The sequence below is a fragment of the Pandoraea sp. PE-S2R-1 genome, from assembly GCF_002179865.1.
Taxonomy (GTDB): domain Bacteria; phylum Pseudomonadota; class Gammaproteobacteria; order Burkholderiales; family Burkholderiaceae; genus Pandoraea.
Genome location: NZ_NGUR01000005.1, coordinates 252,525 through 278,716, shown reverse-complemented (window position 1 = coordinate 278,716; position 26,192 = coordinate 252,525). Strand labels below are relative to the sequence as shown.

At 63.8% G+C, this 26,192-nt stretch carries 29 protein-coding genes; 15 read left to right on the top strand and 14 right to left on the bottom strand.

Translation table 11 applies throughout. The features are described 5' to 3' along the window. Positions 1-309 (top strand): amino acid permease C-terminal domain-containing protein (locus tag CDV44_RS02520; RefSeq protein ID WP_305790809.1); only part of this gene is annotated, 309 nt, incomplete at its 5' end. A gap of 243 nt (positions 310-552) precedes the next feature. Further along, positions 553-1,011, top strand: coding sequence for a cupin domain-containing protein (locus CDV44_RS02515; protein WP_058376001.1), 459 nt, complete (start codon positions 553-555; stop codon positions 1,009-1,011). Between the two features lie 3 nt (positions 1,012-1,014). Here CDV44_RS02515 and CDV44_RS02510 read toward each other — a convergent pair whose 3' ends face one another. Then, positions 1,015-1,452: a DUF2065 family protein gene (locus tag CDV44_RS02510; RefSeq protein ID WP_212677065.1), complete on the bottom strand. Its 438-nt coding sequence runs from the start codon at positions 1,450-1,452 to the stop codon at positions 1,015-1,017. Positions 1,453-1,630: 178 nt separating this feature from the next. Between CDV44_RS02510 and CDV44_RS02505 the strand changes: the two genes are divergently transcribed. Then, on the top strand, positions 1,631-2,416 hold the full coding sequence (locus CDV44_RS02505) for a helix-turn-helix domain-containing protein (protein WP_087686542.1): 786 nt from the start codon (positions 1,631-1,633) through the stop codon (positions 2,414-2,416). A 13-nt stretch (positions 2,417-2,429) separates the two neighbouring features. Here CDV44_RS02505 and CDV44_RS02500 read toward each other — a convergent pair whose 3' ends face one another. Continuing rightward, positions 2,430-2,723, bottom strand: a complete 294-nt coding sequence (locus CDV44_RS02500; protein WP_058376002.1) for a hypothetical protein — start codon at positions 2,721-2,723, stop codon at positions 2,430-2,432. Between the two features lie 211 nt (positions 2,724-2,934). Between CDV44_RS02500 and CDV44_RS02495 the strand changes: the two genes are divergently transcribed. Together CDV44_RS02495 and kefC are read left to right on the top strand one after the other, a co-directional pair. After that, the gene (locus tag CDV44_RS02495; protein ID WP_087686520.1) at positions 2,935-3,684 is read left to right on the top strand and encodes an NAD(P)H-dependent oxidoreductase; all 750 of its coding nucleotides are present in this window, start codon (positions 2,935-2,937) and stop codon (positions 3,682-3,684) included. Then, entirely contained in the window at positions 3,684-5,579 is a 1,896-nt protein-coding gene (gene kefC, locus CDV44_RS02490) for a glutathione-regulated potassium-efflux system protein KefC (RefSeq protein WP_087686519.1), read from the top strand. Before CDV44_RS02495 ends, kefC begins: the two co-directional genes overlap by 1 nt. A 68-nt stretch (positions 5,580-5,647) precedes the next feature. Here the strand turns inward: kefC and CDV44_RS02485 are convergent, their stop codons facing one another. Further along, positions 5,648-6,073, bottom strand: a complete 426-nt coding sequence (locus CDV44_RS02485; protein ID WP_058376004.1) for a hypothetical protein — start codon at positions 6,071-6,073, stop codon at positions 5,648-5,650. Positions 6,074-6,415: 342 nt separating this feature from the next. Between CDV44_RS02485 and CDV44_RS02480 the strand changes: the two genes are divergently transcribed. Next, positions 6,416-7,273, top strand: a complete 858-nt coding sequence (locus CDV44_RS02480; RefSeq protein WP_170935834.1) for a ferritin-like domain-containing protein — start codon at positions 6,416-6,418, stop codon at positions 7,271-7,273. Positions 7,274-7,360: 87 nt separating this feature from the next. Here the strand turns inward: CDV44_RS02480 and CDV44_RS02475 are convergent, their stop codons facing one another. The 4 genes from CDV44_RS02475 to CDV44_RS02460 all read right to left on the bottom strand — a co-directional run bounded on the left by CDV44_RS02475 (position 7,361) and on the right by CDV44_RS02460 (position 10,253). Beyond that, complete coding sequence (locus tag CDV44_RS02475; RefSeq protein WP_087686517.1) at positions 7,361-7,768, bottom strand: DUF4148 domain-containing protein; 408 nt, start codon at positions 7,766-7,768, stop codon at positions 7,361-7,363. A 199-nt stretch (positions 7,769-7,967) separates the two neighbouring features. Beyond that, positions 7,968-8,912: an SRPBCC family protein gene (locus CDV44_RS02470; RefSeq protein WP_087686516.1), complete on the bottom strand. Its 945-nt coding sequence runs from the start codon at positions 8,910-8,912 to the stop codon at positions 7,968-7,970. Next, on the bottom strand, positions 8,896-9,252 hold the full coding sequence (locus CDV44_RS02465; RefSeq protein WP_087686515.1) for a helix-turn-helix transcriptional regulator: 357 nt from the start codon (positions 9,250-9,252) through the stop codon (positions 8,896-8,898). Before CDV44_RS02465 ends, CDV44_RS02470 begins: the two co-directional genes overlap by 17 nt. An 86-nt stretch (positions 9,253-9,338) precedes the next feature. Continuing rightward, the gene (locus CDV44_RS02460; protein ID WP_087686514.1) at positions 9,339-10,253 is read right to left on the bottom strand and encodes a bestrophin family protein; all 915 of its coding nucleotides are present in this window, start codon (positions 10,251-10,253) and stop codon (positions 9,339-9,341) included. Between the two features lie 302 nt (positions 10,254-10,555). On the opposite strand from CDV44_RS02460, the gene CDV44_RS02455 reads away from it, so the two are divergent. After that, positions 10,556-10,957: a hypothetical protein gene (locus CDV44_RS02455; protein WP_058379893.1), complete on the top strand. Its 402-nt coding sequence runs from the start codon at positions 10,556-10,558 to the stop codon at positions 10,955-10,957. 103 nt (positions 10,958-11,060) lie between these two features. Here CDV44_RS02455 and mmsB read toward each other — a convergent pair whose 3' ends face one another. The 3 genes from mmsB to CDV44_RS02440 form a co-directional block, all read right to left on the bottom strand. Then, entirely contained in the window at positions 11,061-11,993 is a 933-nt protein-coding gene (mmsB, locus tag CDV44_RS02450) for a 3-hydroxyisobutyrate dehydrogenase (RefSeq protein ID WP_087686541.1), read from the bottom strand. A 31-nt stretch (positions 11,994-12,024) separates the two neighbouring features. Beyond that, positions 12,025-13,524 carry a CoA-acylating methylmalonate-semialdehyde dehydrogenase gene (locus tag CDV44_RS02445; protein ID WP_087686513.1) on the bottom strand — a complete coding sequence of 500 codons (1,500 nt, stop codon included), beginning with the start codon at positions 13,522-13,524 and terminating at the stop codon, positions 12,025-12,027. 145 nt (positions 13,525-13,669) lie between these two features. After that, positions 13,670-14,857 (bottom strand): ABC transporter substrate-binding protein, encoded by a 1,188-nt coding sequence (locus tag CDV44_RS02440; protein WP_087686540.1) that lies wholly within the window; start codon positions 14,855-14,857, stop codon positions 13,670-13,672. 188 nt (positions 14,858-15,045) lie between these two features. Here CDV44_RS02440 and CDV44_RS02435 point away from each other — a divergent pair, with 188 nt between their 5' ends. Beyond that, positions 15,046-16,014: a LysR family transcriptional regulator gene (locus tag CDV44_RS02435; protein ID WP_087686512.1), complete on the top strand. Its 969-nt coding sequence runs from the start codon at positions 15,046-15,048 to the stop codon at positions 16,012-16,014. 2 nt (positions 16,015-16,016) lie between these two features. Here the strand turns inward: CDV44_RS02435 and CDV44_RS02430 are convergent, their stop codons facing one another. Beyond that, on the bottom strand, positions 16,017-17,036 hold the full coding sequence (locus tag CDV44_RS02430) for a LysR family transcriptional regulator (RefSeq protein WP_371328719.1): 1,020 nt from the start codon (positions 17,034-17,036) through the stop codon (positions 16,017-16,019). Positions 17,037-17,135: 99 nt separating this feature from the next. Here CDV44_RS02430 and CDV44_RS02425 point away from each other — a divergent pair, with 99 nt between their 5' ends. Beyond that, positions 17,136-18,365 carry an MFS transporter gene (locus CDV44_RS02425; RefSeq protein ID WP_087686511.1) on the top strand — a complete coding sequence of 410 codons (1,230 nt, stop codon included), beginning with the start codon at positions 17,136-17,138 and terminating at the stop codon, positions 18,363-18,365. Positions 18,366-18,453: 88 nt separating this feature from the next. Here CDV44_RS02425 and CDV44_RS02420 read toward each other — a convergent pair whose 3' ends face one another. Beyond that, on the bottom strand, positions 18,454-19,293 hold the full coding sequence (locus CDV44_RS02420) for an arylamine N-acetyltransferase (protein WP_087686510.1): 840 nt from the start codon (positions 19,291-19,293) through the stop codon (positions 18,454-18,456). A gap of 292 nt (positions 19,294-19,585) precedes the next feature. Between CDV44_RS02420 and CDV44_RS02415 the strand changes: the two genes are divergently transcribed. Continuing rightward, entirely contained in the window at positions 19,586-19,966 is a 381-nt protein-coding gene (locus tag CDV44_RS02415) for a GFA family protein (protein ID WP_249277376.1), read from the top strand. A 33-nt stretch (positions 19,967-19,999) separates the two neighbouring features. On the opposite strand, the gene CDV44_RS02410 is transcribed toward CDV44_RS02415, so the two are convergent. After that, positions 20,000-20,536 (bottom strand): glyoxalase superfamily protein, encoded by a 537-nt coding sequence (locus CDV44_RS02410; protein WP_087686539.1) that lies wholly within the window; start codon positions 20,534-20,536, stop codon positions 20,000-20,002. Between the two features lie 342 nt (positions 20,537-20,878). Between CDV44_RS02410 and zapE the strand changes: the two genes are divergently transcribed. Continuing rightward, positions 20,879-21,910 (top strand): cell division protein ZapE, encoded by a 1,032-nt coding sequence (zapE, locus tag CDV44_RS02405; RefSeq protein ID WP_087686508.1) that lies wholly within the window; start codon positions 20,879-20,881, stop codon positions 21,908-21,910. 55 nt (positions 21,911-21,965) lie between these two features. Here zapE and CDV44_RS02400 read toward each other — a convergent pair whose 3' ends face one another. Next, complete coding sequence (locus CDV44_RS02400) at positions 21,966-22,856, bottom strand: LysR family transcriptional regulator (RefSeq protein ID WP_087686507.1); 891 nt, start codon at positions 22,854-22,856, stop codon at positions 21,966-21,968. Between the two features lie 112 nt (positions 22,857-22,968). On the opposite strand from CDV44_RS02400, the gene CDV44_RS02395 reads away from it, so the two are divergent. From CDV44_RS02395 to CDV44_RS02380, 4 genes are all read left to right on the top strand, one after another. Then, positions 22,969-23,745: an NAD(P)H-dependent oxidoreductase gene (locus CDV44_RS02395; protein WP_087686506.1), complete on the top strand. Its 777-nt coding sequence runs from the start codon at positions 22,969-22,971 to the stop codon at positions 23,743-23,745. Positions 23,746-23,852: 107 nt separating this feature from the next. Beyond that, positions 23,853-24,479 carry a LysE family translocator gene (locus CDV44_RS02390; RefSeq protein WP_087686505.1) on the top strand — a complete coding sequence of 209 codons (627 nt, stop codon included), beginning with the start codon at positions 23,853-23,855 and terminating at the stop codon, positions 24,477-24,479. 246 nt (positions 24,480-24,725) lie between these two features. Beyond that, positions 24,726-25,379, top strand: a complete 654-nt coding sequence (locus CDV44_RS02385; protein ID WP_087686504.1) for a hypothetical protein — start codon at positions 24,726-24,728, stop codon at positions 25,377-25,379. Positions 25,380-25,402: 23 nt separating this feature from the next. Beyond that, positions 25,403-26,158 (top strand): 3D domain-containing protein, encoded by a 756-nt coding sequence (locus tag CDV44_RS02380; RefSeq protein ID WP_212677063.1) that lies wholly within the window; start codon positions 25,403-25,405, stop codon positions 26,156-26,158. The last annotated feature ends 34 nt before the right edge of the window (positions 26,159-26,192 follow it).

Genomic DNA, 26,192 nt, shown 5'->3' with positions numbered 1-26,192 from the left:
CCGCTGGGCGTGCTCGCCGAGCTGATCAATATCGGCACGCTGTCGGCGTTCGCGCTGGTGTCGGTCGCCGTGCTCGTGCTGCGCCGCACCCGTCCTGACCTGCCGCGCGCGTTCCGGGTGCCCGGTGCGCCGGTGGTGCCGCTGATCTCGGCGGGCCTTTGCCTGTTCCTGATGGCCCACCTGCAAGCCGCGACCTGGATCGCGTTTGTCGTGTGGCTCGCCATCGGCATGGTGATCTACTTCACCTACGCGCGCCGCAATGCGCTGCTGCACAAGCACGGCGACGTGCCTGCGCAACCGCCGCAATAATCGGACGTCATCGGCAGTATCAAGCGGTGGTTCCTGTCATCGGGGCCGCCGCTGCCCCCTGCGCATCTACCGACAATTCCGCATCCCGCCCTCTCGCGGGAGCGCGTATAGTCCGGCACAGGCCCTTGCTGCACGCTTGATCGTGCTGCGGGGGCCGCCCGCCTTCATGGCGGTTCTGCAAGTCGCTCGCTCGTGAATTCCGTTGCTTGCCGCTCACAAAGCACCCACAAAAGGAACAAGAACATGCGTCGCTACGTCCTGCTTGCTGCCGTACCTGCCGCCTTCGCCGCCGGTTTTCTTTCGTCCCACCTGATGCCCAGCGCCGTGGCACAGGCCACCGCCCTCACCCCGCAAATCATCGACGTCGGCGCCATGACCGACGAGCAGATCGGCAAGCTCGTGCCCAACGTCGGCACGCTACGCTCGCGCACGCTCGTGGCCACAACCAACGGCACCGTCGCCGTGCAAAGCGGCAACGTGCCGCGCCACACGCATCAGGACGCCGATGAGATTCAGTACGTAATCGCCGGCAGCGGCACGTTCTGGCTGGGCGACCAGCAGCGCGACGTGCACCCGGGTGATCTCATCATCATTCCGCGTGGCACCGTGCACGCCGGGTCGCAAAACACCAGCGGCGAATTCAAGGTGCTGGCGATCAAGCTGCCGCCGCAGGCACCGAACGACATCCAGTTCGTGAAATAACCGTCAGGCCTGCGCCGCCCGACGGCGGCGCAACCCGATGAACGTCAGTTCGGCAAACACCAGCACGGTCACGATCTGCACGGCGATGAACGCCACACCCAGCGCGTTTGGCGCAATCCAGTCCGACGCCAGCAACACGGCACAGTCGAGCGCCCAGATCGCATTGATGGCGATCACCGTCCATACGGCGCTGGCCGGCAGGGTCGTGCGGCGCACCAGCCAGACCAGCGCCGCCCCATAGACAAGCAGTACCAGCCCGGTCACGCGCAGCCCTTCGGCAGGCAGATCCAGCAGTGCGGCCAGCGGTGCAGCCACCAGCACCTGCAACAGCCCCACGGCGCCACTCACGAGTGCGTCGGCGAGCAGCACGCGGACAAGAAATACCGATTGAACCGACGTTTGAACCGAAGACAGAAACGACGTTTGACGGGATGACATCATGGCGACCTCCATCGAAGTTGGACCGATCCGCACCGTGCACCGACGACAACGTCGCGACGGGTGATCAGGACGACGAGACATCGGGTCTCGCTGACTGACATCTTCGTGAGCCCACGACACGCCGTCGATTACCTGCGAGGTAATGGCGGTGCATTACCCAGCCGCTATCATCCGTTTCATGACGACACCTGCTATCGGAACCCTGTTGCGCGACTGGCGTCAGCGCCGGCGCATGAGCCAACTCGATCTCGCGCTGGAAGCAGAGATCTCGACGCGCCATCTGAGCTTTGTCGAGACGGGCCGCGCGCAACCGAGCCGCGAGATGCTGCTGCATCTTGCGCAGGCGCTCGACATCCCGTTGCGCGAGCGCAATGCGATGCTGGTCGCCGCCGGCTTTGCGCCACGCTTCGAAGCCCGCGCGTTCGATGCGCCCGACATGGCCGTCGCCCGCGAAGCCGTGCAGCGCGTGCTCGATGGCCACGAGCCTTACCCGGCACTGGCCGTCGATCGCCACTGGACATTGCTGGCGGCAAACCGCGCCGTCATGCCGCTGCTCGCTGGCGTGGACCCGTCGCTATTGAGCGGCGCGGTCAACGTGCTGCGCCTGTCGCTGCATCCGGACGGGCTGGCACCGCGCATCGCGAATCTGCCCGAATGGCGCGCGCATCTGCTGCATCGTCTGCGTCAGCAGATTCATGCGAGCGGTGACGCCACGCTGGGCGAGTTGTATGAGGAATTGAAGGCGTATCCGGTCGCATCGCGCGAGCCGCCGCCTGCGGTACCGGCATCGGCGAGCATTTTCGTGCCGATGCAGTTGCGCACCGACGATGGCCTGCTGTCGTTCTTCAGCACGACGACGGTGTTCGGCACGCCGGTGGATGTCACGCTCGCCGAACTGGCGCTCGAAGCGTTCTATCCGGCCGATGAGGCAACCGGCCGGGCCATGCGCGCCATGGTGTTGTGACGCCGCAGCGCCGTCAGCCGAAGTTACGGTTGAACCACACCACGCCATAGCCGATGGCGAACATCGTGAGCAGTAGCGGCACGGAGATACGCAGCACCTGAATGACGAGCGGGCGCGGCGGCACGTCCTCGTCTTCGGGCATGCGGTCGGCCTCGCGCAGCGCGCCGGTACACAGCGCTGCCGCGACAGCACTCACGAACACCCAGAAGGTCTGGTTGTAGAGGAGTGCAACCAGCAGCAACGCCAGAGCGACGTTGCGGCCGTGATAGATCATGTTGACGGTATTGCGAAAGGCTTGCGGCGACATGTCGGTGTAGCGCAGGTATCGACCGCCAAGCGGCCCCCGCGCAAAAGTTCTTGTTATGTGACTTCAACCTCCGTCGGCGCCGGGTATCGGACCGGGCGAAACGGACCCATCGAAAGCTCAGTGAAGCATATCCACACTTAACGGCTGCTGCCACCACAGTCTTTAACATCGATGCGATCCGCCGTCATGCGAATGCGGTATTCTCGCTCGCATGACCGAACCCGCTTCCCTCCCAGCCCTCACCACGGCGGCCGACGACACGTCCGGACGCGCCATCTACGTCATCGTGGCGCATCCGCGGTGGCGCGACTCACGCGTGAACCGCCGCCTGCTCGACGCCGCGCGCAGCATCACCGGCGTCGACGTCAACGACCTGTATTCGACCTATCCCGACTTCAGCATCGACGTGGCTGCCGAACAGCAGCGCGTGGCGCGTGCCGACCTGATCGTGCTCGTGCATCCGATCTACTGGTACAGCATGCCGCCGTTGCAAAAACTGTGGTTCGACGAGGTGCTCACGTGGGGCTGGGCGTATGGACACGACGGCCACGCGCTCGCCGGAAAGGATCTCTGGCTGGTGCCGAGCACGGGCGGCCCGCAGGCGAGCTACAGCGAGCAAGGCTACAACCAGCACGACTTTGCCGACTTTCTGCCGGCCTATGAGCAGACGGCACGTCTGTGCGGCATGCGCTTCCTGCCGCCACAGGTGTTTTACGGCGCGCGCCGCAGCGGCGACGCCGCGCTTGACGCGCACGTGAGCGAATTCGCTGGTCGTCTGGCGACCTATCCGCAATGGCCGGAGCTGATCTCGATGGACGCCGCCCCCGAGTGCAGCGACATCCCCGACAGCGACCGTCCGCGCTGTCCGCCGGATGTTTCGCCGCCTGCGCTGAGCGCACCGGCCACCGCTGACGCCGCCCCCGACACTGACACCGACGCACGTTCCGGGAGGGCCCTCTGATGGAACACGTCCCGTCGTGGCTGCTCGCCAGCCTGATCTATCTCGCGGCAGCCGTCATCGTGGTGCCGCTCTCACGGGCGTTAGGGCTCGGCGCGATCATCGGTTATCTCGCTGCCGGCATCGCCATCGGCCCGTGGGGGTTGGGACTCGTCTCGCGTGTGGAAGACGTGCTGCACTTTGCCGAGTTCGGTGTGGTGCTCATGTTGTTTCTCGTCGGCTTGGAACTGGAGCCGCGCCGTCTGTGGAATTTGCGGCGGCCGATCTTCGGCTGGGGCTCCGCGCAGGTCATCGGCTGCGCGGTACTGCTGTTCTGCGCCGGCTTCGCACTCGGTGCGCCGTGGCGCATTGCACTCGTCGCGGCACTCGGACTGGCGCTGTCGTCCACGGCAATTGCCTTGCAGGTGATGGCCGAGCGCAACCTGCTCGGCACCCCCAGCGGACAAGCCGGTTTCTCGATCCTGCTGTTTCAGGACGTCGCGGCCATCCCGATTCTTGCGCTGCTGCCGTTGCTCGCCAACTCGATCGACAGCCACGCGCTGACCGGCACCCAGCGTGCGCTCGAAGCCCTGAAAATCGTCGGCGTGATCGCCGCCATCATTCTCGGTGGCCGGCTGGCGTTGCGGCCGCTGCTGCGCTGGATTGCCAACAGCAAGACCCCGGAAATCTTCACGGCTGCTGCGCTGCTGCTCGTCGTCGCCATTGCCGCGTTGATGCAGTGGGTTGGCTTGTCGATGGCGTTGGGCGCGTTCCTCGCCGGGGTGCTGCTGGCAGAAAGCGAATACCGCCGCGAACTCGAAACCGACATCGAGCCGTTCAAGGGATTGCTGCTCGGGTTGTTCTTCATCGCCGTGGGCATGAGCATCGATTTCGGCGTGTTGTTTGCGCAGCCGCTGCGCATGCTGGCGGTGGTCGTCGGCTTCATGGCGGTGAAGGGGCTCGCGATCTACGGGTTGTCGCGACTGATGAAGCTGCCGTATCAGGAGCGGCCGATCTTCACGCTACTGCTGGCACAGGGTGGTGAATTCGCCTTCGTGGTGTTCCAGTCAGCAGGCCCGCAAGTCTTGCCGCCTGCCGTGTCGTCATTTTTGATTGGTGCCGTCGCGCTCTCGATGCTGATCTCGCCCCTGCTGCTGGTCGCCATCGACAAGTGGCTGCTGCCGCGCTACAGCCTCAAGGGTTCGCCGCGCATGGAAGAGATTGCCGAGCCGCAGACGGCGAGTGTGGTGATCTGCGGGTTTGGCCGCTACGGCCAGATCGTCGGGCGGGCGTTGATACCGCAAGGCGTGTCGGTGACGGTGCTCGATCATGATCCGGACACCATCGAGAGCCTGCGGCAGATCGGTTTTCGCGTGTTCTACGGCGATGCCACGCGGCTCGACCTGCTGCGCATCGCCGGTGTCGCCAATGCGCGTGCGGTAGTGGTCGCTGTCGACGATGTCGATCAGTCGCTGGAGATCGTGGATCTGCTGCGCGAGCATTTTCCAGAGGTCCCGATCATCGCGCGGGCGCGCAACGTGGGGCATCTGTTCCAGTTGCGCGACCGGGGCGTGAAGCACATCGAGCGGGAAGTGTTCGAGTCGTCGCTTCGCAGCGCACGTTCGGTGCTGGAAGAACTCGGCTGGCCGGCCGCCGAAGCGCGCGAAGCGACCATGGCGTTCCGGCGCGGCAACATCAAACTGACCGACGAGATGTATCCGTTCTACCAGGACCGCAACAAGATGATTGCGAAGTCCAAGGAAGGCCGTCGTCAGTTCGAGGAGCAGATGACGCGCGAGCGCGAACAGCGCAAGGCGCAGCGGCAGGTCACATTCGGCTGGGACGGCGACAAAGCGCCGGACATGACACCCACACCATCCACACCGCCCGAAGCGCAAGAGAAAAGCCCCGGGCGATAATCAACACAGCGCGCAGCGTAAGTCTGCGCGCTGTGTCTGCTACCCCACCATTCGTCGCATCAAATCGTTTAATCGAACGGCTTGAAATGCCCGTCGGCCGGCACTTTGGCGTCGGTGCGCAGGCGTTCTTCGGCATCGGTGCCGGCCAACCCGCGATAGTAGAGATGCACGGCAATCGCGGCCGAATAGCGGCGAATTTCCACCAGCGTGAGGAAGGCGTGCGCGACCGACGTGAACATCAGATACGGCGACTCTTCTTCGATCAGGCCGGCGACCTGATGCAAGCCGTGGCGGTGAAGCACTTCGGCGAGTTCGTCGCGGCTGCGGTGCGTGGTGGCATCCGTGGCCGGGTACATCATGCGCAGCAGGACGAGCGGGTGCTCGGCGCACGCCAGCGACAGCGCCTGCACAACGGCGTGACTGTCCAGAGCCGTGGCCACGGCTTCACCTTCGGGACGATGCTGCGGAAAGAGTTGCTCAAGGGTCAACGTCATGATGAGTCCAATGCAAAGAAGCTGAAAAACAGCGACAGCGGGCTCACCAGTCTAGTGAGCCCTTGACTCAGGATAAACGCTGCCGGGCGATAACGCGCGTTGCGTCAAACGAAACAATTACAGCATATTTCAAACGCACTTTTGACGGGTGGGCGTCTCACTTCCGCCGGGATTTCGTCTCGCATTCGCCCGCCGCGAACAGACAATTCTGCACGGCGCGTGCGTCATGCTTGATGGTATGATTTTTGCGAATGCAGACCTGACCGATACCTCATGCGATATCCCGAACAGACGTCCGACGCGCAAGCGATAGCCGTCGCTGAGGCCGAGGCAGACCACGTCATGCGCCATTGGCAATACGATGTCGATGGCCCGGTGGCAATTGGTTCGGACTCCCACAAGCAGATGTTTTGCCGCATGCTGCTGGCGTCTCACAACCCCTACAAGCCCGCCGTCATCGACTGGCCGGCGCTTCCTCCCGACGCCCTCAAACGGCTGACCGCGCTGCCCATCTGGGACATCGCCGTGCAGACCGAGGGCCGCGCGTCCATTCGTGTGGCCACCTACGCGGCGACCATTCAAGATCCGTTATTACGCGAAGCCCTCGTCATGGATGGCGAGGAAGAAGCGCGTCACAAGGTGGTGTTGTCCAAGCTGGTGGAAGCCTACGGCATCGAGTTGGCTCCAGAGCCTCCGTATCCGCCGCCCGACGATCCCGAATGGGCATGGATGAAAACCGGCTTCAGCGAGTGCATCGACAGCTTCGTCGCGTTCGGGCTGTTCCGATCGGCCCAGCGTTCGGGCTATTTCCCCGAGGCTCTCGTGGAAACGTTCGAACCGGTGATTCAGGAGGAGGCACGCCACATCCTGTTCTTCGCGAACTGGGTGGCGTGGCATCGCCGCAACCTGCCGTTCTGGAAACGCCCATGGTTTTACGCGCGTGTCGTCGCCGTGTGGGTCACGTTGATCTGGGACCGCATGGCGATCGCACGCGGCATCGACACCGACGGCGTGGCGCGCGATGCCAACTTCCCCGCGACCAGCACGGCCGAGATCGGTGAATCGCTGAAACCGCGCGACCTGATCGCGCTGTGTCTGGAGGAAGACGCGCGCCGCATGGACGGCTACGACAAGCGCCTGCTGCGCCCGACCTTCGTGCCGAAACTGGCGCGTCTGGCGCTGCGCTTCATGAAAGCCTGAGGCCGTCGGCGCTTCGCCAAGTCCCATGAAAAAAGCCGTCCCCAATGGGACGGCTTTTCACTTGATGCTGCGGGCGATACTGGCAGATCAGCTGCCTTCGCTCACATTCAGTTCGCCGGCAGCGCGGGCGCGGGCGAGTTCTTGCTTGACGTCAGCACGCGAGACGCTCGGGCCTTGCGACACGACGATCGGGTAATCCACGTCGTTTTCTGCCATCAGGCCTTCGGCACGGGCTTGGGCCAGTTCGTTCTTCACTTCAGCGCGGCTCTTGGCCTCACCCGAAGCGACATACACCGGATAGTCGGCGTCGCCTTGGGGGATCAGACCGTTGGCGCGGGCTTGGGCCAGATCGGCCAGCACGGCAGCGCGGGTCAGCGGCGCACCTTGCGAAGCGACGTCAGGGTAGTTGTTACCGTTTTCAACAGCGTAGCTGGAGGCGGCTCCGAACGAAGCGGCGGCGGCGATAAGGGCGATTGCGATGTTCTTGCGGTTCATGTTTGAAAACTCCTGTCAGTTGCGACGGCTTTGTTTTGTTAAAGCGCCGTCGATGGAAGGAAGTCTAGAACTCGCAAATGCAATGAAAAACGCGATATTTGTCCACGAACTATTGCGTGTTTCGATGAGAATCGCATGCCCGACATTGGTGCAAACCCTGAGAAACCGCGCCCCGTAACGATCTCGGGGCGCGAGCGTCTCAGTTGGCCAGCGATGCGCCGAGGGCGTCGAGCAAGAAATGTGTGCCCCGCTCGCGCGAACCGGCGTCGTCGTAGCCGTCGAGAAACGCGCCTTGCTCCGTCATGACGAGTTGTGTGCCGCCGTCATGCGCGCGCAGTTCGATGGTGGCGAGCGACGCCGAGATCTTGCGCGTGTCGAGGTGCATTTCATAGGCGTAGACCAGACGCGTATCGGTCACGACGTCGAAATACTGCGCATCGAACGTCGAGACCATGCCACCGGCCCAGCGCCCTTTCGAGTGCTCACGGCCACCGGGGCGCACATCCATCGAGCGCTCAAGCTGCGTGAAGCCCGCGCCGCCGGTGAACCACCGGTCCTTGGCTTCGCGCTCGGTCAGTGCCCGGAAGACGCGCGCCGGCGTCGCGGCATATTGCCGTTCGATACGGAATGTCGCGTGCACGACCGAACGATGCGAAGGCGCGTCCACATCGAAGCGGGTGACTTCGCGGGCGAGTTTGTCGAGCGTCTGCGCCCAGCCTTGGCTGGCACCGGCGGGCATCCATGCAAACGCCGGATCGACCACCGTATAGCGTTGCTCGACTTCAAGCCGCGTGCCCTCGGAGACATTGGCGAAACCCGCCGTCGTGTGGGCACGGAACAAGACATGCCCGGTGGCATCCGTCACGTCCATCTCGATCACCAGCCGCACCGGCGCGTCGATTTCGGTGAAACGCCCGCGAATCCAGTGCGACTCGCCTTCGGGCGACTGCATCCGTAGTTCGAAAATACCGCCCACGCGCGCATCGACCTGCGCTTCTGGAACGGTATAGCCCGTCGGACAAAACCAGCGTTTGACCGCTTCCGTCGTCGTCCAGGCCCGGAACACGGCATCGCTCGCGGCCGCGTAGGTGCGGCCGATCGTCATCGGTGGCAGGGGCGCCACGCCATCACTTGCTGTCCTCATGAATCTCTCCTTCGGGCGGCAGGCTGGCCAGATACTCGCCCAACCGGTCGAGATGGCCCTCCCACTCATGTCGGCGCTGGTTGATCCATCGCTCTGCAAGACTCAGCGCCTGAGGTTCGATCCGGCACGTACGCACACGGCCGGCCTTTTCCGTTCGCACCAGTCCCGCGCCCTCAAGCACGGCAAGGTGCTGCATGACCGCCTGTAGCGACATCGCCAGCGGCTGCGCCAACGCACTCACCGACGCGGGCCCCTGCGCCAGGCGCACGAGCATGGCGCGGCGGGAAGTGTCGGCCAGCGCCTGAAACGTCAGATCGAGAGTGTTGTCATGGTCAAGCATGTGCTTGAGTATAGTCGCGCAAAATAGTAAAGCAAGCACTTTAGTATCAAAGGCTTGCGAAGGCGGAAAACCGGCTCAGGTGATGCTCAGGTGATGATGTGGTGATCGCCGCGCTCGCGCAGCTTCGCGGTGTGCTGGCGGTGCAGGATCTCGCGCAGCGATTGCTCGGTGGTGTCGGACATCGCGTCGAGCGCGAGGTCGTTGGGTTCGAGCCCGAACGGCTCTTCGATCTCGGCGCTCACCGCTTCGAGGGCGAAGAACGTGTACGAAATGAACGCCACGATAACCGGCGTCATGAGCCCGATCGAGTCGACCAGACCGAACGGCAGCAGCACGCTGTAGAGATACGTCACGCGGTGCAGGATCACGCCGTACGTGAACGGGATCGGTGTCGAGGCAATACGCTCGCAGCCGCCGATGGCTTCACCAAGCCGGTCGAGGTGCATCTCCATGACCTGCGCGAGCGGCGCGTCGATCTGCCCCTTCAGCCGGCGCTCACGCAACCACTCGCCCGCCATCAGCAGAATGGTGATCGGCTTGAATTGCTTGCGCATCAGGCACTTCACGTCTTCCGGGCTCAGCAGGCGCTCGAAGTCCGCCCGCGGGTCCGTGCCGCGCAACTGGTGGCGCATGCCGTGCACGAAGGCGATCAGGTAGGCCACGAAACGCGGCGAATCCGAGGTGTCCGCGACCAGCGTCATCGACTGGCGGGCAAGCGCGCGCGTCTCGTTGAGCACACTGCCCCACAGCACGCGGGCTTCCCAATAGCGGGCATAGCTCGTGGTGTTACGAAAACCGAGAAAGATCGCGAGCGTGATACCGATGAGCGAGAACGGCACGAACGTGAGCGGAATCTTCCACTCGAACACACGGCCGTGCGCCACGGTGACGACAATCGAAATGATCGTGGTGAAGATGAGCTGCGTGGCGATCTTGGGCACGATCGAGCCGCGCACGACGAAAAGCATGCGCAGCCAATGCAGATTGGGACGGACGATCATGGCGGCAAATGGCGCTCGCAAGCGCTCAGGACAGGCTGTGGGGGGAGCCAATTCGCGGGCATCATACGCCCCTGCCCCGCGTCCGGCAACGATTTCCGGCAATTTCTACCCAGCCGGTGGCGACCGTCCGGCGGGCATGTCCGCCGACGCTGCGGCGCCAGAACGGTGCCGCCCCGGCACCTGCGTCACATTGCCGCGGCTGAAATGGTTGCAACCGAATGCAACATCGCTACCCGCCGCGTGCGCCTCTCGCGAGAATGCAACTGCGCCGTCTTGGCGTGTACAAGTGCTCAATAACGATCATGAATCCACATCGCACTCAGGGTAAGTCTCGCGGCCTGGCCGCTCTCGCACTGGTCGCCGGCCTCGCCGGCGTGGTTGGCACGCTCTCTGGCTGCGTCGTCGAGCCCCCTCGCCCCGCGCCTGCCGCGCGCGTCGTGGTCGAGCAAGACCCGCACACCGTGGCCGTGCAACGTCGCGAGCAGATCGACCGGCGCATCGGCAACGAATCGCGCGACATCGACAACCACGTGAACCAAGGCTATTACCCGCCGCCGCGCGGCTACGAGCTGCATCGCCGGCTCGATGCCATCGCGCAGGAAGCGCGCGATATGGCGGCCCAGCACGGCGGTGGCTTGTCGGGTGACGAGCAGCGCGCGCTCAATCAGGAACTCGATCAACTGCATCACATGATTGCCGGCTGATCTGCGGGAAGCGCCCCGCTTTACCGGTCGAACGCTCGTATGACAAAACGCCCGATGGCTGCCAAGCCGTCGGGCGTTTTATCTTGATAACGCACGGCCGTCGTTACTTCACGTCGAGTGCCTGCGCCAGCGTCACCGGGTCTTGAAAGATGCTGGAGAAGTCGAGCGCACCGTGACCATTGGCGCGATGCACTTCAAAGATGCGTCTCGCCAGATCGCCCAGCGGCGTCGCGACATCGCTGCTCGCTGCGGCCCCGTGCGCAAGGCGCAGGTCCTTCGCCATCAGGTCGGTCGCAAACCCGCCGGTGTAGCCACGCGACGACGCCGCGTTCTCCATCACGCCCGGACACGGGTTGTAGACCTCCAACGTCCAGTTACGCCCCGAGCTTTGCTGCATCACCGCCGACAGCACCTTCGGATCGAGTCCGTTGGCAATACCGAGCCGCAACGCTTCACTCGTGCCCGCCATCAGAATGCCGAGCAGCATGTTGTTGCACAGCTTGAGCGTCTGACCGGCACCGAGCGCACCGCCATGATGAATGGCACGGCCCATGTTGGCCAGCAACGGCCGCATGCGTTCGACGAGGGCAGCATCGCCTCCGACCATGAACGTCAACGTGCCTGCTGCCGCCCCCGCCGTACCACCCGACACTGGCGCATCGAGCAAGGCGGTACCGGCACGCGCGAGCTTCGCCAACTGACGCGGAATTTCCGGCGGCACCGTGCTGCTGTCGATCAGCACCGCATCGGCCGGCGCATTGGCCAGCACGCCCTCCGGACCGTCGTAGGCGGCAAGCACGTGCTCGCCCGCCGGCAACATCGTGATCACCACCTGTGCGTCGCGCACGGCGTCGGCAATCGACTTGGCCGCCTGACCGCCTCCGGCAGCGAGCCGGTCGACGGCCGCCCCCGACAGGTCGAAGCCGCGCACCGCGTGACCCGCCTTGACCAGATTCGCGGCCATCGGGCCGCCCATATTGCCCAGCCCGATGAACGCGACGCGCCATGTGGGCTGAGAGGTCGTTTCCGTAGCCATCGTCATGTCTCCCGAAAATTAGCCGTCGGTATTACTTCAACGTGATCGTCGTGTTCACACCGGAGGGGCCGGTGCCGCGCGCTTGCCAGCGAGCCGTCACGGTCTTGGTCTGCGTCCAGAACAGAATCGCCTGCTTGCCGTTCGGTCCCAGATCGCCCAGTTTCGAACCGCGTGAGCCCGTGAAGCTGAACCACGCCACCGGCACCGGAATCGGCAGATTGATACCGACCTGACCGACGTCGATCTCGTTCTGGAACTGACGCGCCGCGCCGCCATCCTGCGTGAACAGTGCCACGCCGTTGCCGTTCGGGTTGGCGTTGACGAAGGCGATCGCCTCGTCGAGCGTATCGACACCGGTCATGCACAGCACCGGCCCGAAGATTTCGTCGCGATAGATCGACATCTCGGCGCTCACGCCGTCGAAGATGGTCGGGCCGACGAAGTTGCCTTCCGGCGCTTCCTTCACAACGTGTCCGCGGCCGTCGAGCAGCAGCTTCGCGCCCTCTTCCACGCCGGCACCGATCAACTTCTCGATACGGGCACGCGCCTGCTTCGACACCACCGGACCGAGATCGGCCTTGCGATCGGTGCCCGGGCCCACTTTAAGAGCGCGCGCACGTTCGACCAACTCGGGCACCCACTCGCGGGCCTCGCCCACGAGTACGGCCACCGACGTGGCCATGCAACGCTGGCCGGCCGCACCGAATGCCGCGCCCAGCAGATGATTGATCGCTTGTTCGCGATCGGCGTCCGGCAGGATCACGCAATGATTCTTCGCGCCCATCATCGCCTGACAACGCTTGCCGGCTTCCGACGCGCGACGGTAGATATGCGTGCCGACATGCGTCGAACCGATGAACGAGACCGCCTTGATGTCCGGGTGATCGCAGATTGCATTGGCCGTGTCCGGGCCGCCATGCACGACGTTCAGCACGCCCGGCGGCAGACCCGCTTCGAGGGCGAGTTCGGCCAGACGCAGCGACGCGCTCGGATCTTGTTCCGACGGCTTGAGCACGAACGTGTTGCCGGTGGCGACCGCCAGCGGGAACATGAAACACGGCAGCATCACGGGGAAGTTGAATGCCGTGATACCGGCGCACACCCCCAGCGGTTCGATCAGCGTGTACACATCCACGCCGCCCGCCGCGTTCTGGGCGTATTCGCCCAGTTGCAGCGACGCAATCGAACACGCGTGCTCGACCACTTCCAGACCACGACCGATTTCGCCTTCGGCATCGGGCAACGTCTTGCCATGCTCACGCGTGATCAGCTCGGCGAGTTCGCCCGTGTGATCGCGCAGCAGTTGTTGAAAGCGCAGCATCACGCGCATGCGCGACGCCTGCGACGTGGCACGCCACGTCTTGTAAGCCGCCTTCGACGACGCGACGGCGGCATTGAGTTCTTCAGGGGTGGCAAACGGGACACGCGCGATCACTTCCTGCGTGGCAGGGTTCACAACGTCGCGCCACTGCGACGTCTTCGACTCAACGCGCTTGCCATCGATGAGCAGCGGAATAGTAGGCAGGGACATGACACGCTCTCCAGATCAAAACGAATGCAAAGTTCAGGAATGGCGGCCTGCGGGGCAATGTTGAGAAACATCCACACCGCACAGCGCCGCCGGTAACTCAAAGATAGGCAATCGGCGCGAGGCCGTTGCCCGGCAGTTGAAGCGTTTATCGCGCTGCGGCGGTCGTCTTCACGAGCGGGCAGGTCGACTTCGACAACGGTTGGAACGCTTCGGTGGCAGGCACCGTCGCGACCGTGGAGTAGTAGTCCCACGGGCCCTTCGACTCGGCGGGCGCCTTCACGCGGAACAGATACATGTCGTGAATTACGCGGCCATCGGGGCGAATCGAGGCGTTATGCATGATCGGATCGCGAATCGGCATTTCACGCATCTTTTGCGCAACTACCTTGGCATCCACGCTCTTCGTTGCGGCCACCGCGCGCAGGTAATGCAGCACGCTCGAATACACGCCGGCCTGCACCATCGTCGGCTTCAGGTCCTTGTACTTTTTCTGGAAGCGAGCCGACCACGTGCGCGAGGCATCGTCGAAATCCCAGTAGAAACCATCCGTGAACATCAGCCCTTGTGCGGTATTCAGACCGAGCGCGTGCACGTCGGAGAGGAACACCAGCAGCGCCGCCAGCTTCTGCCCGCGTTGCACGATGCCGAATTCGCGCGCCTGCTTGAGCGCATTGACGGTGTCCTGCCCGCCGTTGGCGAGCGCGACCACTTCGGCTTTCGAGCTTTGCGCCGACAACAGGAACGAGGCGTAATCCGACGCGTTGAGCGGGTGGCGCGATTGGCCCACCACCGTACCGCCGAGCGCCTTCACGTTATCGGCAGCATCCTTCTCGAGCGAGTGCCCGAACGCGTAATCGACGGTGATGAAGTACCACGTCTTGCCCCCGTTCTTGACCATCGCGCGCGCCGTTGCGGCCGACTGCGAGTAAGTGTCGAACATCCAGTGGAAGCCCGTGGGCGAACAGTCTTCGTTGGTGAGGCGTGTAGTCGCGGGACCGGAGAACAGCGCGATGCGCTGCTTGTCCATGGCGATCTTCTGCACGGCGAGCGCCGCGGCGGAATTGGTCAGGTCGGCCACTGCGTCGACGTTGTCGCGATCGAACCATTCGCGGGCCTTGTTGGCGGCCACGTCCGCCTTGTTCTGGTTGTCGGCCGAGACCAGATCGATTTTCATGCCCTTGCATTCGGCGGCCAGACAATCGTCGATCGCCATTTGCGCGGCCACCACCGAGCCCGCGCCGCCCATTGCCGAATACGTGCCCGACATATCGGTGAGCACCCCCACCTTCACCGGACGGTCCGGCAATTGCGCCATGCTGCCAACCGACGTCATCCCAAAGCCCGCGCCCAGTCCCAGCGCGAGCAGCCACGGCTTGATCTTCATCGCTTTGTCTCCTGGTTTTTATCGTGCGTCGCTGTCGTCTATGCGCAGCGCTCATGAATTGTATTTGTGCGAATTTGCTTTACATAGCACATAGCTGCATCTACTTTGTGCATAAATGCACATAGGAGACGGCGCCCATGGCGACCCGCAAGCACGCATCCCCCGCCCCCGTCACGGGAGCCGAGCCCCGCCCCGACTGGGACGACCTTCGATACTTTCTGGAAGTCGCGCGCACGCAGCGCGTGAGTGCGGCAGCGTTGCGGCTGGGCGTCGATCACACGACGGTCTCGCGCCGCGTCCGGGCGTTGGAGCAATCGCTCGGCACGTTGCTGTTCGACAAGTCGCGCAATGCGGGCTTTGCGCTCACGCACGAGGGCCAGCAGTTGCTCGTGCATGCCGAGCAGATGGAAACCACGTTGCAGTCGGCCTGCGAGCAGGTGGCGGGCTTGGGGCAGACGCTCTCCGGCCACGTGCGCATCGGCTCGACGGAAGCCTTCGGCACGTATTTCGTCACGCCCGTGCTCTCGCACTTTCAGCGCGAGTACCCCGCCATTCAGCTAGACGTATTGCCGGTGCCGCGCTTCGTGAGTCTGTCGAAGCGCGAGGCCGACATCGCCATCACCATCGAGCGGCCACAGCGTGGGCCGTATGTGTGCAGCAAGCTATGCGACTACCGGTTGCAGTTGTACGCGACGCCCGGTTATCTCGCGCAATACGGCGGCGTGGAAACGTTTGCCGACCTGAGCGGCCGCCGTTTCGTCAGCTATGTCGACGAGTTGTCGTTCAGTAACGAGTTGCGCTATCTGGAAGATGTCGTGCCGGGCTGCGACGTCGTGATGCGCAGCACGAGTGTGATCGCGCAATATCAAGCCGCGTTGCAGGGCGAAGCCCTGGCGATTCTGCCCTGCTTCATGGCCGCGCAAGACCCGCGGCTCGTGCCGTTGCTAGTCGATGAAGTCGTCGTCACGCGCAGCTTCTGGATCTATTGCCATGAAGAGTTGCGCACGCTCAAGCGCATCACCACGCTGTGGGACTACCTGCGCGACGCCGCCCAGCGCAACGAAGCGCTATTGCAGGGCAAAGCCGGGAAACTCGTGCAGGCGTGAGGTCACAGATCGCGAATCTTGCGCTGCTCGCTGTCGATCACCGACGGCACCGCCGCGCGCATCGCCTCGACAAAGCGCAACAAGCGCGCCGGGTAATGCTTCGCGTAGGGATAGATGATGTACATCGGCAACGCCGTCGAGCGCCAGTCCGGGATGAGTTGAATCAGGCGTCCCTGCGCGACGTCTTCGGCCATCACCCACGCCGAACTCACGCCGACGCCCAGCCCGCGCAATGTGGCACTGCGCAAGACGTACAGGCTGTCGGTACTCATGCGCGGTTCGAATGTCACTCGCGCGCTTTCTCGGGTGTCCTTGTGCGTGAGCGTGATGTCATTGCGATAGAACGTCGTCAGCGCCAGCCACGGCATCTGCGCCAGTTCGTGCGGATGCGTGGGCAAGCGCCGGTCTTGCAGCAACTCGGGCGAAGCCACCACGATGCGCGGCACGTCGGTCAACGTGATCGCCACGTTTGACGGGTCGCGCAACTCGCCCACGTGAATGGCGCAGTCGATCCCTTCTGCAATGAAATCGGGTTCTCGATCCTGCAAGAACCAGTGCACCTTGATGCCCGCATAGCGCTCGAGAAAACTCACCAGCGGGCCAACCAGCAACTCTTGCCCGAACGCATGCGGCGCCAGCACGCGCAACGTGCCTTCCGGCTCTTCGCCGGTGCCGCGCAAATCGGCTTCGAACGCCTCCCAGCTTTCCACCAGCTCTTTCGCACGGGTGAAGCAACGCTCCCCGTCCTCGGTGAGTTTCATCTGATGGGTGGAGCGTTGCAGCAGCCGCAGCCCCAGCGAGCGCTCCAGCATTTGCAGACGACGGCTGACCGTGGGCTGCGTGGTGCCCAGCAGCGCCGCTGCCGCCGACAGGCTGCCCGCTTCGACAATGCGCACGAAGGTCTGCATCAACTCGACGCGGTCGGCCCCGCTGGCCTTGAGGGCTGGGACGCCCGGGGCAATGATTGGCGGTTTTTCCGTCGGGAGGTTAGGTGAATCAGGCGATTCCGGGGCTTTGGCCATACGTCGCACGTATAAAGGTTCTACGGATTATAGGTCTACCGTTGCACCGCACCAAAGGGGAAACTACGCCCCGTACTGTTTCCTCACTGGAGCAATCGCATGAGTTCCGCCCAGCTTTCCAATGCCAGTCCGTCAGACACCCGGCCTCAGCCGGAACTGTCGGCGCGACTGATTCTGCTACTCGCCGCCGGCGCTGGCCTGACGGTGGCCTCGCTGTATTACGCCCAGCCGATGCTGGGCATCATGACCGACGACATTCACGCGGCCAACACGACCGTCGGCTGGGTGCCTACGCTCACGCAACTCGGCTACGCGCTCGGCATCCTGCTGTTGGTACCGCTCGGCGACCGGTTCGACCGCCGCCGCATCGTACTGATCAAGGGGGCCGCTCTGTCGCTTGCGCTGCTCCTCGCCGCCGTGGCGCCGGGTATCGGCACGCTGCTGTTTGCGAGCCTCGCCATCGGGCTGACGGCCACCATGGCGCAGGACATCGTGCCGGCCGCCGCTGCACTCGCCCCTGAATCGATTCGCGGGCGCGTGGTCGGCACAGTCATGACCGGCTTGCTGCTGGGCATTCTGCTCTCGCGGGTGATTTCGGGATTCGTCGCGCAGAACTTCGGCTGGCGGGCGATGTATGTCGTCGCCGCCATCAGCGTGGCGGGCTTCGGCGTAGTGGCTTGGCGCGGTCTGCCGTCGTTCCATCCGACCACGCAGATGACCTATCGCCAATTGCTCGGCTCGGTCATCGGCCTGTGGCGCAAGCACCCGGCACTGCGCCGTGCGGCGCTCGCGCAGGGGCTGCTCTCGGTCGCTTTCAGCGCCTTCTGGTCGACGCTGGCGGTCATGCTTCACGAAGCCCCCTTCCATCTGGGTGCGGCAGCCGCCGGTGCGTTTGGTCTGGCCGGTGCGGCAGGTGCACTGGGTGCGCCGCTCGCCGGACGCATTGCCGATCGCAAGGGGCCGCAGGTGGTCACGCGTCTCGGTGCTGCGCTGGTGGCCGTGTCGTTTGCGGCGATGCTTTTTGCCCCGTTGCTCAGCGCCCATGCCCAGTTGTGGCTGATCGGGCTGGCCGCCATCGGCTTCGATCTGGGGGTGCAGGTGGCACTGGTCTCGCATCAGACCATCGTGTACGGCATCGAGCCGCCCGCCCGCAGCCGTCTGAACGCCGTGCTGTTCGTGGGCGTGTTCATCGGCATGTCGGTCGGGGCCGCACTCGGTGCGCAAGCGTTGTCGCTGTGGGGCTGGACGGGCGTGGCATCGCTCGCGACGCTCGCTGCCCTCGGGGCACTGGCCGTGCGCATGTGGCCGGGCACTGTCATCGCCAATTAATGACGGATTGATCGCTGCCGCGATCGACGACAAGACAAAGGCCGCGTCCCGTTCAGGAGGCGGCCTTTTCATTTGTGCTGCGGGTCAGTCAGCCTGCGGCAAGCGCCGCACCGGCTTGGGCACGTCGGAACAGATCGTCAAAATCGACATCGGTAGTGTTCAGGCCGAAGCGATCTCGCACCAGTCGTTCGAGTTGTGCCGACGAAGTGATCTCGGTCTCGTTGACCAACTCGCCACGCATGCCACGCTCCGTCATCCGCGTGTTCAACACGGCAATCCGGCCCTGCGGCAGCGCACGGCACAGCATCAGAGTCTTGCGAAACACCGACTCCGGCTCGGTCGACGTGAACCAGTTGCCCAGCTTGTAATCGACCCACTCCGCCGGACGCGTCACGAAGCGATACACCGGCAGCCACTTGTCGCCCGATTGCACGCTCAAGTGGTACTCGCCGTCGTCGGCCACTGCGAATCGATAGGTTTCGAGCGGTGTTGCCTGCGGTTCGGTCGAATGCAGACGCAGCGGCGCAGTGAGCGTGACCGAGCCGAAGCCCACGTCGGCCAGCCACGCTTCGCCGTTCAGATCCACGCGCAGCAGCATATGCGTTTGCGACGCTTCGGCATCGAACGTGCGCCCCCACACCACCCGGCCGATCAGCGGCGTAACGGCAAAGCCGAGGTACTGGAGTGCCTTCGCAAAAATCAGGTTCTGCTCGAAGCAGTAACCGCCACGTCCGCCGTCGATCAGCTTGGCCACGACCGCAGGCAGATCGACGCTGACCGGCCGCTCGCGCAGCGGGTCGAGATTTTCGAACGGAATGGTCAGCGGATGCAGCGCGTGCACGCGACGAAAGACGTCGAGCGTGGCTTCATGCGGACCGGTATAGCCGATGCGCTGAAAATAGCGCGCCGGATCGAAAGCATCGGACATGTCTGGCGTTCCCATGACGAGAGATGCCAGTACGTTACCGCATCGCCCGCACGCGCGGGCAAAGCCCGAGTTTCGAAAGGGCCATTCCTGCCGTGTATGAGCGATGTGAGTGATGCTGGCGCAGCGTCGGCGGCCTGTGACTTTCGGTAGGCTTCACAACACGCCGACTGCCGTATCCTGACGCCTTCGCGCTCACGCGCCTTCGCCAACGTCACGGGGTCGTCCCGGGATTCGTTCGATGACAACAACCACTCACACCCTGTCCGTAACCTGCCAATGCGGAGGCGTCACGATGCAATTGCGCGGCGAGCCTGCCGCTCGCGCCAACTGCCATTGCCATGCCTGCCGCGACTTTTACGGCACACCGGTATTGGCGGCGACGGCGTGGTCGCCGGACCAGTTGAACATGGAGGGTGCAACGCAGGTCTTTGCCCATCCGACCCGCAGCCTCACGCGACGCTTCTGCCCGCAATGCGGCGAGACGTTGCACGGCACCAACCGGCTGGACATGTGCGTCGTCCCCAACGCGCTGCTCGCGCGGGCGCACGACGGCCAACTGCCCGCCGCCCTGCGCCCGACGATGCATCTGTTCTATCGCCACAGGCTATTCGACGTGCGCGACGACCTGCCGAAGTATCTCGACGGCTGGGACGGCCCGGTGCACGACGAATGACGATAGCGACGACGGCGTCGCGTGCCGATCCGGTCAGCCGTTCGACTCGCAGAACCGAATGCGGTTATTGAACGGATCGGTGACCGTCATCTGCCTGCCCCAATCGAGTTCTTCGATGCCGGGGTTCATGTTCGGGTAGCGCTTACCGGACAGTTCTTGCTGATAAGCCGTGACGCCATGCATGAACACGAACGTAGTGGCGCCCGGGCTGGCATCGCCGAAGTGGCCCGACAGATGCAGCGTCATGCCGGCACGCGAGACCTGACAGTAGAGCGGCATGCCGTCGGCAAACCGGTGTTCCCAATCGAGCCGGAAGCCGAGAAAGTCGACGTAGAATTCGCGCGCTTTCGCTTCGTCGAAAATCCGGTGAATCGGGGCGACGGTGTTGAAGACGATGCCGTCGGCGCCGGAAGCCGAGGCGAGTTTCGCGGCGAGCACGTTCCAGTCGGCAAAGCCGAACTGAGCGGCGACGGATTCAAGTGCCTGCGCGTGGGAGATATCGATGCCCTCGCGCGAAAGACGCTCGCGCAGGGATTTGGCCATGATTTTGGCGTCGAGATAGGTTCGCATGTTTGCCATCCTTGATAGCGTTCTACGGCGACGGGGTTGATCAGTGCTCGCGTTGCTGATGCGTGTCGCCAATGGAACGGGACGGACATGCCAGACATTTGACTTGCGATGCTTTCACCGTGCCCGGGTTGCGGGTGCGAGCGGCAGGCAGCAACGGCCTTGCCGGCGATTCTAGCAGCAATCGCGGCAAAGCCGGAAGCACCCCGGCGATGCCGGAATGCGATGACAAGCACGCAAATTCCATATTGGCCGACGGCGCGCCGCGCCGGTATAGTGGCGCTCGTTGACACCGTCCCCGCCGCCCCTGGCGGGCCGGTCGTTGTAATGCGGAGCCTTATTCTCATGATCGACGCCGCGCCCGTAATGCAAGCGCTGGCCGAGCGCCACGTTGTTCCCGATATCCGTCAGCGTGACGCCCTCGCGGCGCTCACTGCCCTTGGCACGCCCGCCAGCCCCTTCGACGGCGTGTATTGCTACGGCCTGCCCGGCCGCGGCAAGAGTCTGGTGGTCGACGCGGCGTTCAGTGTGGCCGCCGGTGAAAAGCGCCGGGTGCACTTCCACGAATTTCTGCGCGACATGCATCGTCAGCTTGTACGCGAACCCAAGTGCGACGACCGGCTTGCCGCTGTCGCCCATCGCTGGCTTACTGGCGTGGCGTTGCTGTGCTTCGATGAATTCCACGTGCATGACATTGCCGACGCGTTTCTGATCGGCCGCTTTCTCGATATCGCGCTCGCCCGTGGCGTGAAGCTCGTGCTGACGTCGAACTACGCGCCGCAGGACTTGCTGCCCGATCCGGAATATCACGCGCGTTTCGAAGCGACCATCGCGGTCATCGTTCAGCGCTTTGCCATCGTGCATTTTGACGGTGCCACCGATTACCGGATGGGAGGCGAGCCCGCGTCGCTCTCGCGCTGGATTGCGCCGCTCGACGTGGCGAACGGCGTGCTGCCGCAGCACTACGCCCAACTCGAAGGCGCACCGCCGGGCGCAGCGGTGGAGGTTTCGCTGGCGGGCCGCGCATTAGCGGCACGTGGTTCGGGAGAGCATGTCTTGTGGGCGAATTTCGACGACTTGTGCGTCGCGCATCGTTCGCATCTGGACTATCTGGCGCTGGCGGAACACTGGCAATCGCTGATCGTCGACGCGTTGCATGTCGAGCGACTGCGACGGCCCGACACCTTGCAGCGATTTCTCTGGCTGGTGGATATCTGCTACGACCGGCAGCGCACGTTGGTCATCGCCTCGGACGCGCCGTTGATTCCCGCGCTCGATGCCATGCGCGACTGGCGCGATCTCTCGCGCACGATCAGCCGACTCGCCGAGATGGGGTCGCTCGATTACGAGCGCCGTACGCTCACTCTCCCTCGCTGAAGATTTGTTCGATCGGCAGGCCGAAGACGCGAATCGAATTACCGACCTGCCGTTTCTACACCGCGTTCGCAATACGCTCCCGCAGCCATTGATGTGCGGGGTCCCGGTGCACGCGCTCGTGCCACAGCATGGATATCTCGAACCCCGGCACCTCAACCGGGGCGGCCACGATTTGCAGCGCGGGGTCGTCGCGCACCAGTCGCTCGGGTGCCATGGCCACAAGATCCGACGTCGCAATCGCAGCGCGCGCAACGAGAAAGTGCGGTACCGATAGCACCACGCGACGCGCATGGCCGAGCCCGGCCAGCACCTCGTCTGTCCCCGCCTGAAAACCACCGCTCTGCGACACCATCACGTGCTCCAGCGCGCAGAACTGCTTGAGCGTCGGACGGCGTCGCAACTTCGGATGATCGCGACGCCCCACCAGCACATAGCGCTCGGTGAATAGCTTGCGACGGCGCAGCCCGTCCGGCGAGCCGTCCGTCGTGTGAAACGCCAGATCGATATCGCCCTGCTCCGCCTGTTTCGCCATCAGCGCCGGCGTCATCTCGATCAGCGCGAGACGCGTGTGCGGCGCCACGGCGCGCAAGTCAGGCAGCATCGGCAAGATCACCGTCGACTCGGTGTAGTCGGTCGCCGCAATGCGCCATGTGTGATCGGCACGCGCCGGATCGAACGGGTCGGCAGGCGCCACGGCCTTCGATAGCGCCGCCAGCGCGTCGCGAAGTGGCTCGCGCAGCGCCTCGGCCCGTACTGTCGGGCGCATGCCGCGCGGGCCGGGCAACAACAACGGATCGCCCAGTAGCTCGCGCAACTTCGCCAGATGCACGCTCACGGCCGGCTGCGAGAAGTGCAGCCGTTGCGCCGCGCGCGTCACGTTCTGCTCGTCCAGCAACACGTCGAGCGTGACGAGCAGATTCAGGTCAATGCTTCTTAAATTAACCATGGTTATACCTGCAATATCAGCAATTCATTTCCAATATACCTATTCCCCACCTAAGCTGCCTTCATTCCCTCAACGCTTTGCTGAGGTTCCCAGTTTGAAATGGAGGTTGGTCATGAATGTCCTGATCGTCTATGCGCACCCGGAGCCGCGCTCTCTGAACGGCGCGCTGCGCGACTTTGCCGTGCAACGGCTCGAAGCGGCCGGACACCACGTACAAGTCTCGGATCTTTACGCCATGCAGTGGAAGGCCACTGTCGATGCGCAAGACTCGCTCGTGCATGCCGCAGACGCACCGTTCAACCCGTCGCTCGACTCGAAGCAGGCCTTTGAAAGCGGCCAGCAGCGTCCAGACATTGCCCGCGAACAGGAAAAGCTGCGCTGGGCCGACACGGTGATTCTGCAATTCCCGCTGTGGTGGTTCTCGATGCCAGCGATCATGAAGGGCTGGATCGATCGCGTGTACGCCTATGGCTTCGCCTATGGCGTCGGTGAGCACTCCGACGCGCGCTGGGGTCTGCGTTACGGCGAAGGGTCGATGGCCGGCAAGCGGGCGATGCTCGTCGTGACGACCGGTGGCTGGGATTCGCACTACAGTCCGCGCGGCATCAATGGCCCGATCGACGACGTGCTGTTCCCGATTCAGCACGGCATGCTGTTCTACCCGGGTTTCGATGTGCTGCCGCCGCACGTGATCTACCGCACGGGCCGCACGGATGCAGCGCGTTTCGACCAGATGACGCGCCAGCTTGGCGAACGTCTCGACACGCTGGCGACGACGCCACCGATCGCGTTCCGTCGTCAGAACCATGGGCAGTACGAGATTCCGGCGCTCACGCTCAAGGACGACATCGCCCCCGGCAAGACCGGCTTCGCGGCCCACGTCGACTGACCGACGTGCTCCCGGTAAGCGCCCCGGCAAGCGGCCCCGCCAGCCGCTTGCCGACGCGCGGGTTATCTGCAAGACTGGCAGCCGATTCCCCCTTTCGGTGCGTCGTCATGCAACTCTCCACGCTTGCGATTTATGCCACCGCCGCGCTCATCGGCGGCCTGATTCCCGGCCCGACCACGTTGCTGGCGCTGGCCAACGGCATCTCCGGTAACTGGCGGGTCGTGCTGGTCGGGATGTGCGGCGCGGCACTCTCCGACATCGCCATCGTGGCGGCGGTCGGTGCCGGGCTGGGCGCGTTGCTGTCTGCCTCGGCCATGCTCTTTGCGACGGTCAAATGGGTTGGCGTGCTCTATCTCGTGTGGCTGGCTGTGCAGTTGTGGCGCAGCCATCCGAAGGATCTGAGTCAGGTGCGCATCAAACCGGACATGAGTGCGCGCCGGGTGTTTCTGCGCAGCTTCGGCGTGACGCTCACCAATCCGAAGATTCTGTTGTTCCTGTCCGCTTTCCTGCCGCAGTTCGTCAACACGTCGATGCCGCAGGTGCCGCAGTACGCCGTGCTTGCCGTGGTGTTCGCGCTGGTCGATATCGTCGTGATGACGTTGTACGCGACCGGTGGCGTACAGGCGGCGCGTCTGATGACGGCTCGCGGCCTGAAACGCCTGAACCGCGTGTGTGCCGTCGTGATGTTTTCCCTCGCAGGCGGGCTGGCGTTGTACCGAAAATCCGGGAATTGAATTCCCCGATACCGCCGAACCCCGCCCGGACGAAGGCCGGTACCGCCCATCGTCCATTTGAAGGATTCCCAACGAATTTCGTTTCCCTTATTTTCTGACGCGCGCCGGTGGCATCGGGTCACCCGTCACGGCGCGTCGTAGATAGCACGTTTTGAATGACAAGTCCCCCTTCGGCCATCACCGGCGCGCAGCGGGGGAAAAATATGACGATGCTGTAACGGCGCCAAGCGCCGCAGGGGAAACGATATGAACCGGTATTCGGCCATCACCGCCGTCAGTGCGGTGGCCATCGCCTTTGTGCCTTCTCTGGGCTGGGCGGCAGATCCAGCCTGTACGTCCGAAGCAGCCCTCCTGAACAAGAGTCTCAGCGTGGAGCAACTTCAGCCGTTGTTTGCTCCCCAAAAGACCCTGCTGGCCACGACCAAGGTCAGCGAGCTCGATATCCAGCCCGAACAGTTGAACGAGCTTGAAACCAGCCTCACGACCTACCAAGTCATCACCGGGGGGACGCTGGAGGCCGTCGTTGGAAAAGCCAAGGCCGACGGCACAGAATTCCTGACGCTCTACACGTTCAAGCAGTACCGGACCGACGATGCCAAGAAGAAAAACGGCATTTCGATCGAGATGAAGATTCATTACTTCTCCAAATCCGGCTCGCTCTCGCTCTCCAACCTTTTCGGCTTCCTCTCGACGTCGGCGAACGCGAGCAAGTTCGACGGCAGCATCAGCTTGTCGGTCCACGGGATCGCCAACGCAAAAATGGCAGCGTTGCTGCCGATGCCGTCCCAACTCGATGAGAGCGCCGCCGCCATGTACTTCTCGTACATGGGCACGCTCAAAAGCCTGATCACCGATAAGGACACGAAAATCATTCCGGTCGAACTCTCGCCATGCACCTGATCGCCAGCCACGAAAGGAAAATCATGACGCTTCGCCGCCTTATGGTCATTGCGTTGCTCGCGTCGCCGTTGACGGCTTACGCGGGCACCGCCCAGCAGTCCGATTTCGATTTTCCGGCGCCCACCGCCAGCGCCACGCCGAAGAAGCTCTGGGCGACGCATTACTACGTCAACACGGTAGCGAGCGTGCCCACCGGTATCCCGTTGCGTGACGCCGCAGGCAATGCGCTGTCGGACAACATCTCGCCACGCGACTGGTGTCTGAGCGCCATTGAAGGGACCGTTCAGGTCTCGCAAGGCAACACACGCCGCACGCTGAACTACGCGGGCACGGGCACCCAGCAGGTGGACTGTGCCGCGACGCTCAAGATCGATGCCCGCAAAAAGCCGTGGATCAAGAGCACGGGAAAGAGCTACTTCGAAGTCGCCAAGGGGCCTTTTGGTGACGGCGTGAACGGCTACCAGTTGGTGCCGTTGCGCACGATCGCGGTGGATAGCAGCGTCATTCCCTACGGCACCGTGGTGTACATCGCTGCGGCGCGTGGCGTCATGGTCGACGTCGATGGCGAGAAGATCCGGCACGACGGCTACTTCTTCGCCGGGGACGCCGGTGGCGGTGTGAAGGGCAATCATGTCGACGTGTTCTGCGGCGCGACGTCGGCAAACTGTCTGCCCGGCGTGGTCGCCAGCGACGACAAGCACACGTTCGACGCAGTCGTGATCACCGACGCCGATATCACTCGCCGCCTGCGCGCGGCGCACGGACGGACGTCTCCCTGAGATGCCCTGCGCGACCGGGGTAGCCCCGCAATTT